11 protein-coding genes are annotated in these 12,608 nt (G+C 75.1%); 5 read left to right on the forward strand and 6 right to left on the reverse strand.

All coding sequences use genetic code 11. From position 1 onward, the window contains the following. Window positions 1–60: 60 nt before the first annotated feature. The gene (locus ACFW1A_RS30805; RefSeq protein WP_380414554.1) at window positions 61–732 is read right to left on the reverse strand and encodes a hypothetical protein; all 672 of its coding nucleotides are present in this window, start codon (window positions 730–732) and stop codon (window positions 61–63) included. 222 nt (window positions 733–954) lie between these two features. Between ACFW1A_RS30805 and ACFW1A_RS30810 the strand changes: the two genes are divergently transcribed. Beyond that, window positions 955–2,136, forward strand: coding sequence for an exonuclease SbcCD subunit D (locus tag ACFW1A_RS30810; protein ID WP_380414558.1), 1,182 nt, complete (start codon window positions 955–957; stop codon window positions 2,134–2,136). Further along, window positions 2,133–5,150, forward strand: coding sequence for an AAA family ATPase (locus ACFW1A_RS30815; protein ID WP_380414560.1), 3,018 nt, complete (start codon window positions 2,133–2,135; stop codon window positions 5,148–5,150). The genes ACFW1A_RS30810 and ACFW1A_RS30815 overlap by 4 nt, the downstream gene beginning before the upstream one ends. Before the next feature lie 4 nt (window positions 5,151–5,154). On the opposite strand, the gene ACFW1A_RS30820 is transcribed toward ACFW1A_RS30815, so the two are convergent. From ACFW1A_RS30820 to ACFW1A_RS30830, 3 genes are all read right to left on the reverse strand, one after another. Continuing rightward, window positions 5,155–5,379, reverse strand: coding sequence for a hypothetical protein (locus ACFW1A_RS30820; protein ID WP_380414562.1), 225 nt, complete (start codon window positions 5,377–5,379; stop codon window positions 5,155–5,157). Window positions 5,380–5,393: 14 nt separating this feature from the next. Then, window positions 5,394–5,810, reverse strand: coding sequence for a secondary thiamine-phosphate synthase enzyme YjbQ (locus ACFW1A_RS30825; RefSeq protein WP_380414564.1), 417 nt, complete (start codon window positions 5,808–5,810; stop codon window positions 5,394–5,396). A 110-nt stretch (window positions 5,811–5,920) separates the two neighbouring features. Then, the gene (locus tag ACFW1A_RS30830; RefSeq protein WP_380414566.1) at window positions 5,921–6,190 is read right to left on the reverse strand and encodes a hypothetical protein; all 270 of its coding nucleotides are present in this window, start codon (window positions 6,188–6,190) and stop codon (window positions 5,921–5,923) included. Between the two features lie 690 nt (window positions 6,191–6,880). Here ACFW1A_RS30830 and ACFW1A_RS30835 point away from each other — a divergent pair. Together ACFW1A_RS30835 and ACFW1A_RS30840 are read left to right on the forward strand one after the other, a co-directional pair. Then, window positions 6,881–7,915, forward strand: a complete 1,035-nt coding sequence (locus ACFW1A_RS30835; protein WP_380414568.1) for a glycosyltransferase family 2 protein — start codon at window positions 6,881–6,883, stop codon at window positions 7,913–7,915. Window positions 7,916–8,026: 111 nt separating this feature from the next. Further along, window positions 8,027–8,695 (forward strand): lysophospholipid acyltransferase family protein, encoded by a 669-nt coding sequence (locus ACFW1A_RS30840; protein WP_380414570.1) that lies wholly within the window; start codon window positions 8,027–8,029, stop codon window positions 8,693–8,695. Here the strand turns inward: ACFW1A_RS30840 and ACFW1A_RS30845 are convergent. Both ACFW1A_RS30845 and ACFW1A_RS30850 read right to left on the reverse strand, forming a co-directional pair. Beyond that, window positions 8,668–10,536: an ABC transporter ATP-binding protein gene (locus ACFW1A_RS30845; RefSeq protein WP_380414572.1), complete on the reverse strand. Its 1,869-nt coding sequence runs from the start codon at window positions 10,534–10,536 to the stop codon at window positions 8,668–8,670. The genes ACFW1A_RS30840 and ACFW1A_RS30845 overlap by 28 nt on opposite strands. Window positions 10,537–10,672: 136 nt before the next feature. Next, the gene (locus ACFW1A_RS30850) at window positions 10,673–11,437 is read right to left on the reverse strand and encodes an SDR family NAD(P)-dependent oxidoreductase (RefSeq protein WP_380414574.1); all 765 of its coding nucleotides are present in this window, start codon (window positions 11,435–11,437) and stop codon (window positions 10,673–10,675) included. 76 nt (window positions 11,438–11,513) lie between these two features. On the opposite strand from ACFW1A_RS30850, the gene ACFW1A_RS30855 reads away from it, so the two are divergent. After that, window positions 11,514–12,560: a glycosyltransferase family 2 protein gene (locus tag ACFW1A_RS30855; RefSeq protein WP_380414576.1), complete on the forward strand. Its 1,047-nt coding sequence runs from the start codon at window positions 11,514–11,516 to the stop codon at window positions 12,558–12,560. The last annotated feature ends 48 nt before the right edge of the window (window positions 12,561–12,608 follow it).

The following is a 12,608-nucleotide window of genomic DNA, read 5'->3' on the forward strand; positions in this document are numbered from 1 at the left end:
CGCCGGCGCCCCGGCTCCTCGGCCGCCCGGCCGCCCCGGGGGGCGGGCCGGGCGCGCGGGTCAGCCCGCCTTCCAGGCCAGCGGCTTGTTGTCCTTGTTCATCCACAGCACGTACTGGACCGGCTTGTCGCTCGGCGCCAGGTAGACCGCGCACTCGTGCTCGGTCTGGCCCTGGACGAAGTCCTTGCCGCCCTGCGGCACGTCGCTCTGGCACTGCGGGAAGGCGCCGATCAGGTCGGCCTTGGTCGCCTGGTCCTGGTCGCTGACCATCGCGCGCAGCTGCAGGTTGAAGTACGGCTCGTAGAGGCCGCTGCCGCCGGTGTGGGTGTAGGCGACGGTCACGTAGTACGGCGTCTTGCCGGTCAGCTCCTCCGGCTTGAAGAACTTCGCCAGGTCGGCGGCGTTGCCCTTGACCACCTTCACCGGGCCGATGGCCAGCGAGATGTCGCCCTTCTGGTGGTCCGTGAAGACGCCCTTGGCCTGGGCGGACGGGGCGAGCGCGCCGGGGAAGCCGGCGCCCGCGGCGGCCGACGGGGCCGAGGTGGCGCTCGGGCGGGCGGCCGGCGTGGCCGGGTCGGCGGACTGGCCGCCGCCGAAGCCGCCGGTCGCGCTGCCGGACGGCGCGGGCTTGGCGGCGTTGCCGTCGGTCTCGTCCGGGCCGCAGCCGGTCAGCAGCAGCGCGAGGGCGGCGGTCGCCGGGACGGCGGCGCGCAGGAAGTACTGGGTACGCACGATCAATTCCCCGTGGTGTTTTGTGTGTTGAAGTTGTGACTGCCGTGGCTGACGGTGCGTCGCCCCGGCGGCAGCCGACTCTACCGGGTGGATCATGGCGCCCCGCACAGGCTACTCATGCTCATGCCAAGTCACTCGGTTCCGCCGGTGCTGGGATACTCGGGTACGCGGTGCGGATCGGACGACGAGGGAGCGGTGGGACATGCGGGAGAGGTCGGGGCCGTGAGACTGCTGCACACCTCCGACTGGCACCTCGGCCGCTCCTTCCACCGGGAGAACCTGCACGAGGCCCAGCGCGCCTTCCTGGACCACCTGGTCGCCGTGGTGGCCGAGCGGCAGGTGGACGCGGTGCTGGTGGCCGGCGACGTCTACGACCGCGCGCTGCCCGGCCTGGAGGCGGTGGCGCTGTTCGACGACGCGCTGCACCGGCTGGCCGCGCTCGGCGTACCCACCGTCTTCATCAGCGGCAACCACGACTCGGCCCGCCGGCTCGGCGTCGGCGCCGGGCTGATCGAGCGGGCCGGGATCCACCTGCGCACCGATCCGGCCGGCGTGGGCACCCCGGTGCTGCTGGCCGACGGGCACGGCCCGGTGGCCGTCTACGGGCTGCCGTACCTGGAGCCGCTGCTGGTCCGCGAGGGCTTCGGGCTGGCCCGCGGCGGCCACGCGGCGGTGCTCGGCGCGGCCCTGGCGCAGGTCCGGGCGGACCTGGCCGGGCGGCCGGCCGGCACCCGGTCGGTGGTGCTCGCGCACGCCTTCGTCACCGGCGGCGCGCCCAGCGACAGCGAGCGGGACATCGCGGTGGGCGGGGTGGCCGCGGTGCCGGCCGAGCTCTTCGACGGGATCGACTACGTCGCGCTGGGTCACCTGCACGGCGCCCAGACGCTGGCCCCGCACCTGCGCTACAGCGGCTCGCCGCTGGCGTACTCCTTCTCCGAGGCCCGCCAGCGCAAGTCCACCTGGCTGGTGGACCTGGCGGCGGACGGGTCGGTCACCGCGGAGCGGATCGACTGCCCGGTGCCGCGCGAGCTGGCCCGGCTGCGCGGTCGGCTCGCCGACCTGCTGGCGGATCCGGCGCACGAGGTGCACGAGCAGTCCTGGGTGCAGGCCACGCTGACCGATCCGGGGCGGCCCGCCGAACCGATGGAACGGCTGCGGCGGCGCTTCCCGCACACCCTCCAACTGCTCTTCGAGCCCGAGGACCGGCCCGCCGGGGACTCCGCCTCCTACGCCGCCCGGGTCCGCGGCCGCTCCGAGCTGGAGGTGGCCGAGGGATTCGTGCGCCACGTCCGGCCCGGGGTGGAGCTGGCCGGCGCGGAGCGGGACTGGCTGCGCGAGGGCTTCGAGCAGGTCCGGCTGGACCGGGCCCGCACCGACCAGGGCGACCCGGGGGCGCACCGATGAGGCTGCACCGGCTGACCGTCACCGCCTTCGGCCCGTTCGCGGGCCGCGAGGAGGTGGACTTCGACGCGCTCGCCGCCGGCGGGCTCTTCCTGCTGCGCGGGGCCACCGGGGCGGGCAAGAGCAGCGTGCTGGACGCGGTCTGCTTCGCCCTCTACGGCGAGCTGCCCGGCAGCCGCCGGGCCAACCGGATGCGCAGCGACCACGCCGATCCGCAGCGGCTGACCGAGGTGGTGCTGGAAGTCACCCTGGCCGGGCGCCGGCTGGAGATCACCCGGCTGCCCGAGCAGCTGCGGCCGAAGAAGCGCGGCACCGGCTGGACCACCGAGAAGGCGCAGACCCTGCTGCGCGAGTGGGTGGCGGACACCGGCGACGGCGCCCCGGGCTGGCGGGCCGTCAGCCGCTCGCACCAGGAGGCCGGCGAGGAGCTGCAGCAGCTGGTCGGGATGAGCCGCGAGCAGTTCTGCCAGGTGGTGCTGCTGCCGCAGGGCGACTTCGCCCGCTTCCTGCGCGCCGACGCCACCGACCGCGCCGCCCTGCTCGGCCGGCTCTTCGACACCGAGCGGTACCGCAGGCTGGAGGGCTGGCTCGGCGAGCGCCGGCGCGAGCAGGAGGCCCGGGTCCAGGCCGACCGGCAGCGGCTGCGCGAGCTGACCAGCCGGACGGCGCAGGCGGCGGGGGTCGACCCCGGTGAGGAGGAGGGCGCGGACGCCGCCCTCGGCTGGGCCGCGGTCCTGCGCACCGGTGCGGCGGAGCTGCTGACGGTGCGTGAGCTGGCGCTGGCCGCGGCCGAACTGCGCCACGGCGCGGCGCAGGCCGGGCTGGCCCGGGCCGAGCAGCTGGCGCACCGTCAGGCCCGCCACGCCGAGGCCCGCCGCCGCGAGGCCGCGCTGACCGCGGACGCCCCGCGCGAGGCCGCCGACCGCGAGCGCCTCGCGCTGGCCCAGGCCGCGCTCACCGTGGAGTCGGCGCTGCGCCGGCACACCGCGGCCGGCACGGCGTACGAACAGGCGCGCGCCGCCGAGGAGGAGGCGCGCGAGGCGCTGGGCCGGCGGGTGCCGGACGGTCACGCCGACGGCGCTGCCCCCGACCCGCAGGCGCCGGCCGCCGCCCTGGCCGAGGCGGAGGGCGCGGTCCGCGCCGCGCTCGGCCGGCTGGAGGCCGCCGCCGCGCAGGAGCGCCGGCTCGCCGAACTGGCCGACCGGGCCCACCGCGAGCAGGCCGAGCGGCACCAGGCCGAGCAGTACGCCGCCGACGCCGAGCGCTGGCTCGACGAGTACCAGGCCCGGGCCGCCGCCCGCCGGGACGAGGAGGACGGCGCCCGGGCCGCCGCCGCCGAGGCCGACCGGCTCGCCGACCGGCGCACCGAGGCCGAGCAGCGGGTGGCCGCCGCCGAGCAGCGCGACCGGCTGACCGAGCGGGCCGACCGGAGCGAGCAGGACCTGCTCGCGCTGCGCCGGGCCGCACTGGACGCCCGCGAGCACACCCTGGAGCTGCGGCAGCGCCGCCTGGACGGCATGGCCGCCGAACTGGCCGGCCGGCTCCACCCCGGCGATCCCTGCCCGGTCTGCGGCTCCGCCGAGCACCCCGCCCCCGCCGCGGCCGGCGCCGCCCCGGTCCGCGAGGCGGACGAACGGGCCGCCGCGGCCGCCCAGCAGGCCGCCGAGCAGCGGCTCGCCGAGGCCGAGGCCGAGCTGGCCGGGCTGCGGCTGCGGGCGGCCGCCGCCGACGCGACGGCCGACGGCCGGCCGTGGCAGGAGCTGGTGGACCGGCTGGCCGAGCTGACCGGGCGGCACCGCACCGCGCTGCAGGCCGCCGAGCGCCTGACCGTCCTGCTGCAGGAGGGCGAGCGGCTGGCAGGGCGCCACCAGCAGCACACCGCCCAGCTCCAGCAGGCCCGGGAGCGGGTGGCCTCGCGGGCCGCCGCGCTGGAGGCGCTCGCCGCCGAGCAGGAGGCACTGACCGCCCAGGTCGCGGCGGCCCGCGGCGACGCCCCGTCGGTGGCCGACCGCGCGGCCCGGCTGGGCCGGCTGGCCGACGCCCTGGTGCGGGCCGCCCGGGCCGCCCGCACCGCCGAGCAGGCCGCCGAGCAGCTCAAGCAGGCCGCCGACGAGCTGGCGCTGACCGCCCGTCAGGCCGGTTTCGCCTCCCCGCAGCAGGTGCGGCAGGCCGCACTGGCGCCGACCGAGCTGCAGGCGCTGCGCGAACGGCTGGAGGCCCGGGCCGCCGAGCGGCGCGCGGTGGCCGGCGAACTGGCCGATCCCGAACTGCTGGCGGCCGTCCAGGCCGGACCGGCCGAACCGGCGGCCGCGCGGGCCGCGCTGCAGGCGGCCCTGGCGGCGCTGCGGGCGGCCGCCGCGGCCGCCCACGCGGCCGCCGAGCGGGTCGCCGCGCTGCGCGGGCTGGGCGAGCGGCTGGCCGAGCTGGCCGCCGAGCTGGCGCCCCGGCTCGCCGCCTTCGGCGAGCTCAGCCGGCTGGCCGCGCTGGCCGCCGGGACCAGCACGGACAACCGGCTGCGGATGCGGCTGGAGTCCTACGTCCTGGCGGCCCGGCTGGAACAGGTCGCGGCGGCGGCCAGCGCCCGGCTGGTCCGGATGTCGGGGGGCCGCTACACCCTGGTGCACAGCGACGGGCGCACCGGCGGCGGGCGCCGCTCGGGCCTGTCCCTGCTGGTGGTGGACGCCTGGACCGGGACCGAGCGGGACACCGCCACCCTCTCCGGCGGCGAGAGCTTCTTCGCCTCGCTGGCGCTGGCCCTGGGCCTGGCCGACGTGGTGACGGACGAGGCGGGCGGGATGCCGCTGGACACCCTCTTCATCGACGAGGGCTTCGGCACCCTGGACGAGCAGGCGCTGGAGGAGGTGCTGGACGTCCTGGACAGCCTGCGCGAGCGGGACCGGGCGGTCGGGATCGTCAGCCACGTGGCCGACCTGCGCCACCGCATCCCGACCCAGCTGGTGGTGCACAAGTCCCGCCACGGCTCCACCCTGCGGCCGGCCGGCCCGGTGGCCGGCTGACCGGTCAGCCCGAGCAGGCGGCCCGGCCGGCCTGCTGCCAGGCGCAGACCGGGCACAGGGTGGCGCCGGCCGTGTCGGCCGGGTACTCGGTCGGGGCGCCGCAGCGCACGCAGGCGGCGCGCGCCCGCGCCGGATCGGCGGCAGGGGTCAGGGCGGCGGCCGGGTCGGGGCCGACCGGCTCGCAGTAGGGGGCGGGCGCCCCGTCGTCCGCGGCGCTGCTCGTGGTCACCGTGCTCGCTCCCCTCAGTCCAGGAAGGACAGGCGCACCGTGCGGCGCGGGTTGTCCCCGTTGGTGTCGATCAGCACCACCGACTGCCAGGTCCCCAGGGCCAGCCGCCCGTCCACCACCGGCAGCGTGGCGTGCGGGGCCACCAGGCCGGGGACCACGTGGTCCCGGCCGTGCCCGGGGCTGCCGTGGCGGTGCCGCCAGCGGTCGTCGGCCGGGACCAGGTCGCGCAGCAGGGCCAGCAGGTCGTCGTCGCTGCCCGCACCGGTCTCCAGCACGGCCACGCCGGCGGTCGCGTGCGGCACGAACACGTTCAGCAGGCCGGACCGCCCGGGCGCCGCCCGGTCCAGGAACGCCGTGCAGCGCTCGGTCAGGTCCAGGGCCACCTCGCGGTCGCCCGTGGTGATCTCGAAGGTCTCGGTCTGGAAGGCCATGGCGCCCATCCTGCGCCCCGCGCCCCGGCCGCCACAACTCCGACCTGACGACACGCCAAGGACCCGGCGGGCGACGGACGCCCACCGGGTCGAAGAACGCGCAGCGGGGGCTAGCCCTTGCTGCCGAAGAGGCTGCGCTTGAGCCGCCGGAGCGGCGCCAGCAGCCGCACCCGCGTGGTGCTGCGGCGCGGCGCGGCCTGGGTGCTCACACCGCGCGGGGTGAGCTCCCTTATCAGGCCGAGGGCCTCGGCGGTGTCGACCGCGGGAACCGCGGGCGCGCCGAGCACCGACAGGTGGCGTTCGATCCGCCGACCGGTCGCGCCCACGCCGCACTGGATGGCCGGCACGCGGGGCCTGCTCCGCACTTGCATGTGTTCCATGGTTTCCCACCCCTACGAGGCGCCAGGGCCGTGAGGCGAAGACTATCCGGGTCCGACGGTCCTCACGCAACCGTCCTGGTGATTCCGCCACCGTATCGTGTGATGACCAGTCACGTGTCATTCGGGGTGGTAGCGGTGGTCACGACTGGGCATCGATCGGAAGCCTTGAGGGGGCGTCACTTCACGCCGGGACTACGTGGCGCACTCTGCACGCCCTCGGTGCACACCCCGGGCGCACGGGAAGCGCCGCACCCCCACTGCACCCCCGCGCCCCCTGACCTCCGCGGCACTCCGCAGCTGCCCTTCTCCTCTCGCCGGCGCCCCCACCTCGCGAGATGCTTCGGAAACTGAACGCACACCAGGGATTGACTCGGCAGTTACATCCAAGCAATATCTGTTGCGACGCGGAAACACCGGCCACCCGCCGCGAGTCGCGTTCGATAGATGAACACATTATGTGATCACCATCTCATTAGGTGCTTCCACTGCCCACCGGGTCCACTGTCCGGCCACCTCGACGCTGCGGTGGCTTGGCTCCGGAAGGCGGCGGATCGGCGGTAGGTCGTTGAGGGTCGACCGCACCGCCACAACCGACTGCCGGTGCCGATCGCCCCCAGGCGCGGCACCGGCGGTCGCCGTTGCTCCAGGTCAGCCCCGCACCCCCGCGGGCCGCCTCGGTAGAGTGACCGCGTGTCCGTCCTCCTCAGCATCGTCGTCCCCGTCCACGGGGTGGAGCAGTTCCTGCCCCGCTGCCTGGACTCCCTCCTGCAGGGCCAGGCGGCCACCGACTTCGAGGTGGTCGCGGTGGACGACCTCTCGCCCGACGGCTGCGGCGCCGTGCTGGACGAGTACGCCGCCCGCGACCCCCGGCTCCGGGTGCTCCACCTCACCGAGAACCAGGGCCTGGGCGGCGCCCGGATCGCCGCCCTGCCGCACGTGACCGGCGCGTACCTCTGGTTCGTGGACAGCGACGACTACCTGCCCGAGGGCGCGCTGGACGCCGTCCTGGCCGAGGTCCGCAAGCGCGACTTCGACGTGCTGCTGACCCACTTCGAGCACGTCTACCCCGACGGCAGCACCGAGCCCAACCCCTGGCGGCACCTGCTGGCCGGCTCCCCGCTGGACCGCCCGGACGGCGCCACCCTGCGCGAGCACCCGGCGGTGCTGAACTCGGTCCTCTCGGTCTGGAACAAGGTCTTCCGCCGCGCCTTCCTGGACGGCCTGGGGGTGCAGTTCGGCCGCGGCTACTACGAGGACATCTCGGTGACCTACCCGGCGCTGCTGGCCGCCGGCACGCTGCGCTACCTGGACCGGTCCTGCTACACGTACCGGCGCGGCCGCCCGGGCGCGATCACCGCCACCGCCTCGCCCAAGCACGCCGACGCCTTCGCGCAGTACGACGCGATCTTCGGCTTCCTGGACCGCCGCCCGGACCTGGCGGACCTGCGCACCCCGGTCTTCGACCGCACCGTGAAGCAGGCGCTGACCGTCTACGACTCCCCCGGCCTGGTCCCCGCGGAGCTGCGCCCGGACTTCTTCGCCCGGATCGCCGCCCACTTCGCCGCGCACCGCCCGGCCGACTACCGCTACCCCGGCGGCCTGCGCGGCCTGCAGTACCGGCTGGCCGCCCGCGGCGCCCGCCGGCCCTACGACGAACTGCGCCGCACCGGCCGGCTGCCGCGCACCCTCAAGGCCCGGCTGAAGGGTTCCCCGGCGCGACTGTGACCCCCCTCACCCTGGCGGCCCCGCGGGGCTACCTGATGGTAAGAAAGGTCAGTCCGGAAAGGCGCTGAGCCGCAGTACCGATCGGCCGGAGCCCGGCCCCGGGGAGGGACCATGATCAAGACCGTCACCAAGTTCGTGCTCAAGCCGCTCGCCCGGGTCGTCTACCGGCCGCGGATCGTCGGGCTGAAGAACGTGCCGCGCAAGGGCGGGGTGATCCTGGCCAGCAACCACCTCTCGTTCATCGACAGCGTGGTGATCCCGCTGACCGCCCCGCGCCCGATCAGCTTCCTGGCCAAGGTCGAGTACTGGCAGGGCAAGGGCCTCAAGGGCCGGGTGATGCGCGGCTTCTTCGACGCGATCGAGGCGGTCCCGGTGCAGCGCGGCGAGATCCACCTGGCCCAGGTCGCACTGGACGCCGCGCTGGAGGTGCTGAACAACGGTCAGGCCTTCGGCATCTACCCCGAGGGCACCCGCTCGCTGGACAAGCGGCTCTACCGCGGCAAGACCGGGGTGGCCTGGCTGGCGCTGACCGCGGGCGTCCCGGTGGTCCCGGTGGCGCTGGAGGGCACCGACGAGATCCAGCCGGTCGGCACCCGGCGGCCCCGGATCCGCAAGGTGACGGTCCGGTTCGGCGAGCCGCTGGACTTCTCCCACCTGCACGGCCAGGCCCGCAACGCCCGGGTGCGCCGCCAGGTCACCGACGAGGTGATGGCGGCGATCCACGAGCTGTCCGGCCAGGAGCTCGCGCCGGTCTACAACGAGGTCCCCAAGGCCGCCTGAGGCACCAGCAGCTCCCCGCCACCGGCGCCGGCCGCGCCGGGGGCGGGCTCGGCCGCGCGCCGCAGCAGCGCCGCGTAGCGCCCGCCCAGCGCCTGCAGCTCCTCGTGGGTGCCCAGCTCCACCACCCTGCCGCGGTCCAGCACCGCGATCTGGTCGGCCTGCCGGACGGTGGAGAGCCGGTGCGCGATGGTGATCGTGGTGCGGCCCGCGGCCAGCTCGTCGATCGCCCGCTGCACGGCGAGCTCGGTCCGGTTGTCCAGCGCGCTGGTGGCCTCGTCCAGGATCAGCACCGGCGGGTTGCGCAGCACGGTGCGGGCGATCGCCAGCCGCTGCTTCTCGCCGCCGGAGAACCGGTAGCCGCGCTCCCCGACCAGGGTGTCGTAGCCGTCCGGCAGGCCGGCGATGTGGTCGTGGATCTGCGCCGCGCGGGCCGCCGCCACCAGCTCCTCGTCAGTGGCGTCCGGCTTGGCGAAGCGCAGGTTCTCCGCGACCGAGGCGTGGAACAGGTAGGTCTCCTGGGAGACCACGCCGACCGCGGCCGACAGGGTGTCGAAGGCGAGGTCGCGCACGTCCACCCCGTCGATGGTGACCCGGCCGCCGGTCACGTCGTAGAGCCGCGGCACCAGGTAGCTGAGCGAGGTCTTGCCGGAGCCGGTCTCGCCGACCAGCGCCAGCGAGCTGCCGGCCGGCACGGTCAGCTCGACCCCGGCGAGCGTCCCGGCCGGGCGCTGCGGGTCGTAGCCGAAGTCCACCCGCTCGAACCGGACCTCGCCGCGCACCGCCGGCAGCCGGACCGGCTCGGCCGGCTCGGCGATCTCGACCGGCAGGTCCAGGTACTCGAAGATCCGCTGGAACAGCGCCGTCGAGGTCTGCACCTCGACACCGGTGGACAGCAGCGAGACGGCCGGGCGGAACAGCGCCTGCTGCAGCGAGACGAAGGCGACCAGGGTGCCGATCGAGACGATCGGCGCGCCGCCGTGCGCGGTCAGCCCGGCGGCCCAGTAGATCACCGCGGGCATCGCGGCCATCACGATCTGGATCACGTTCATCCGCCAGCGCCCGGCCATGCTGGCCCGCACCTCCAGGTCGGCCAGCTGGTCCGACTGCCGGGTGAACTCGTGCGAGAGCGAGTCGGAGCGGCCCATGGTGCGCCCGAGCAGGATGCCGCTGACCGAGAGCGACTCCTGCACCGCCGAGGAGAGCACCGCGAGCTGCTTCTGCCGCTCCCCGGTGATCTTCTTGCGCTCCCGCCCGACCCGCCGGCTGATCCAGACGAAGAGCGGCAGCAGCAGCAGCGAGACCACGGTGAGCCGCCAGTCGAGCGCGACCATGGCCACCACGGTGGCCACCACGCTCGTCAGGTTGGAGACCAGCGAGGTGGCGGTGGAGGTGACGGTGGACTGCATGCCGCCGATGTCGTTGGCGATCCGGGACTGCACCTCGCCGGTGCGGGTGCGGGTGAAGAAGGCCAGCGACATCCGCTGCAGGTGGCTGTAGACCGCGGTGCGCAGGTCGTGCATCACCCGCTGGCCGACGGTGGTGGAGATCAGCGTCTGCAGCACGTTGAAGACGCTGTTGACCACCGCGGCGCCGATCATGCCGAGCACCAGCAGGGTCAGCAGTCCGGTGCGGCCCTGCGGGATCGCGGTGTCCAGCACCGCGCGCAGCAGGAACGGGGTGACCACCGAGACCACCGCGGAGGCCGCCACCAGCAGCCCCACGACGCCCAGCCGCCCGCGGTAGGGCCTGAAGAGCGCCAGGATCCGCCGCACCTGGACGGGCGGCTGCTCCTGACCCGCCGCGCGGGCGGGCGGCGTCCAGTCGATGGTGTCGGGCCGCATGGCACCTCCAGGGGTCGGGCAGCATGAAGAGGATAGCTCATTGTTAGCGAAACTAATAATGAGCTATCCCCGCTGAACATTCCCGCCCGGCGGCGGTGCGGGCGCCGGGAGCGCCCGGGCCGACTCCGCCGCGCGGTCAGTACTTCCGGCCGGCCTTCGCGGAGGCCCTGCCCAGGCTGCCGCTCGGGAGCAGCCGGGCGAGCACCACCGCCAGCTTGTACCGCCGGCCGGGCACCGACAGGGTCCGGCCCCGGGCCAGGTCGCGCACCGCCTCGTCCACCACGCGCTCGGCCGACAGCCAGGCCCAGCCGGGGATGTTGTCGGTGCCCATCCCGGCCCGCTGGTGGAACTCGGTGCGGGTGAAGCCCGGGCACAGCGCCATCAGCCGCACCCCGCTGCCGGCCAGGTCGCGGGCCGCGCCCTGGGTGAAGCTGACCACCCACGCCTTGGTCGCCCCGTAGGTGCCGCGCGGCAGGAAGGCGGCCACCGAGGCGACGTTCACCACCCCGCCGAAGCCGCGCTCGCGCATCCCCGGCAGGGCCGCACTCGTCAGCCGCAGCACCGCCTCCACGTGCACCTTGAGCATGGTCAGCTCCTGGGCCACCGGCACCTGGAGGTAGCCGCCCGGATTGCCGAAGCCGGCGTTGTTCACCAGGATCCCGACCGGGCGCTCGGCGTCGGCCAGGCGCCGCTCCACCGCCTCGATCCCCTCCTCGGCGGCGAGGTCGGCGGCCAGCACCTCCACCGCGACCCCGTGGGCGCGTTCCAGGGCGGTGGCGGCCGCGGCCAGCCGGTCGGTGTCCCGGGCGACCAGCACCAGGTCGTGGCCGTCGGCGGCCAGGCGACGGGCGAACGCGGCACCGATCCCGGCGGTGGCGCCGGTGATGAGGGCAGTTGTCATGCCCCGACGCTATCGGAGCGGCCCCGGCCGCCGGGTAGGATCTGGCCCGCCCCCGACCGAAAGGCCCGCACCGCCGATGGCCCCTCGACTCTCCGTCGTCGTCCCGATCTACAACGTCGAGCGCTACCTGCGGGAATGCCTGGACTCGATCGCGGCACAGACCTTCACCGACTTCGAGTGCGTCCTGGTGGACGACGGCGCCACCGATTCCAGCGCCGCGATCGCCGAGGAGTACGTCGCCCGGGACGCCAGGTTCCGCCTGGTCCGGCAGGAGAACCAGGGCCTGGGGGCGGCCCGCAACACCGGCTGGCGGCACCTGTCCGCCGGCACCGAGTACCTGGCCTTCGTCGACAGCGACGACACGCTGGCGCCCGAGGCGTACCGGCTGATGATCGAGACGCTGGACCGGACCGGCTCGGACTTCGCGGCCTGCAACGCGGACCGGTTCAACTCCACCGGCCACCGCCCGTCCGGCGCGCACGCCAAGCCGTTCCGCCGGACCCTGATGAAGACCCACGTCACCGAGGTCCCGGCGCTGGTCACCGACCGCACCGCGTGGAACAAGGTGTACCGGCGCGAGTTCTTCGACGGCGCCGGGCTGCGCTACCCGGAGGGGATCCTCTACGAGGACGCCCCGGTCAGCGTCCCGCTGCACTACCTGGCGCAGAGCGTGGACGTGCTCGCCGAGGTGCTCTACCACTGGCGCGAGCGCGAGCCCGACGACCCGTCGATCACCCAGGGCCGCACCAACCCGCGCGGCTTGGTGGACCGGGTCCGCTCGATGGAGCTGGTCCGCGAGTGGCTCACCGCCCGCCCCGAGCCGAAGTTCGCCGAGAACCTGCGCTCCTACGACCACAACTGCCTGGTCGAGGAGATCCCGATGTTCTTCTGGTGGGTGCCGGACGGCGACAAGGCCTACCGGGCGCTCTACCAGGAGCACGTCTCCCGGCTGCTCCGCGAGATCGGGGTGGAGCGGATCGCCGCGCTGCGCACCCCGGTGCGGGTCAAGTACCAGCTGACCCTGGGCAACCGGATGGACGAGTTCGTCGCCCTGCAGCGCCTGGCCCGGGTCTACCGGCGCCGCCGCCAGCAGCTGCGCCGCGCCGTGGCCGGCCGGGCGTAGCGGGCCGCGCGGGAAGTCGGCCCGGTCGACGTTCCGTGGAACGTCGAC

This window comes from Kitasatospora sp. NPDC058965 (assembly GCF_042741245.1).
Classification (GTDB): Bacteria; Actinomycetota; Actinomycetes; order Streptomycetales; family Streptomycetaceae; genus Kitasatospora.

Excerpts from the sequence above, each read along its gene's own strand:
- ACFW1A_RS30815 (WP_380414560.1), top strand. The coding sequence starts at position 2,133 with ATGAGGCTGCACCGGCTGACCGTCACCGCCTTCGGCCCGTTCGCGGGC.
- ACFW1A_RS30855 (WP_380414576.1), top strand. The coding sequence starts at position 11,514 with ATGGCCCCTCGACTCTCCGTCGTCGTCCCGATCTACAACGTCGAGCGC.
- ACFW1A_RS30840 (WP_380414570.1), top strand. The coding sequence starts at position 8,027 with ATGATCAAGACCGTCACCAAGTTCGTGCTCAAGCCGCTCGCCCGGGTC.
- ACFW1A_RS30845 (WP_380414572.1), bottom strand. The coding sequence starts at position 10,536 with ATGCGGCCCGACACCATCGACTGGACGCCGCCCGCCCGCGCGGCGGGT.
- ACFW1A_RS30830 (WP_380414566.1), bottom strand. The coding sequence starts at position 6,190 with ATGGAACACATGCAAGTGCGGAGCAGGCCCCGCGTGCCGGCCATCCAG.
- ACFW1A_RS30825 (WP_380414564.1), bottom strand. The coding sequence starts at position 5,810 with ATGGCCTTCCAGACCGAGACCTTCGAGATCACCACGGGCGACCGCGAG.
- ACFW1A_RS30850 (WP_380414574.1), bottom strand. The coding sequence starts at position 11,437 with ATGACAACTGCCCTCATCACCGGCGCCACCGCCGGGATCGGTGCCGCG.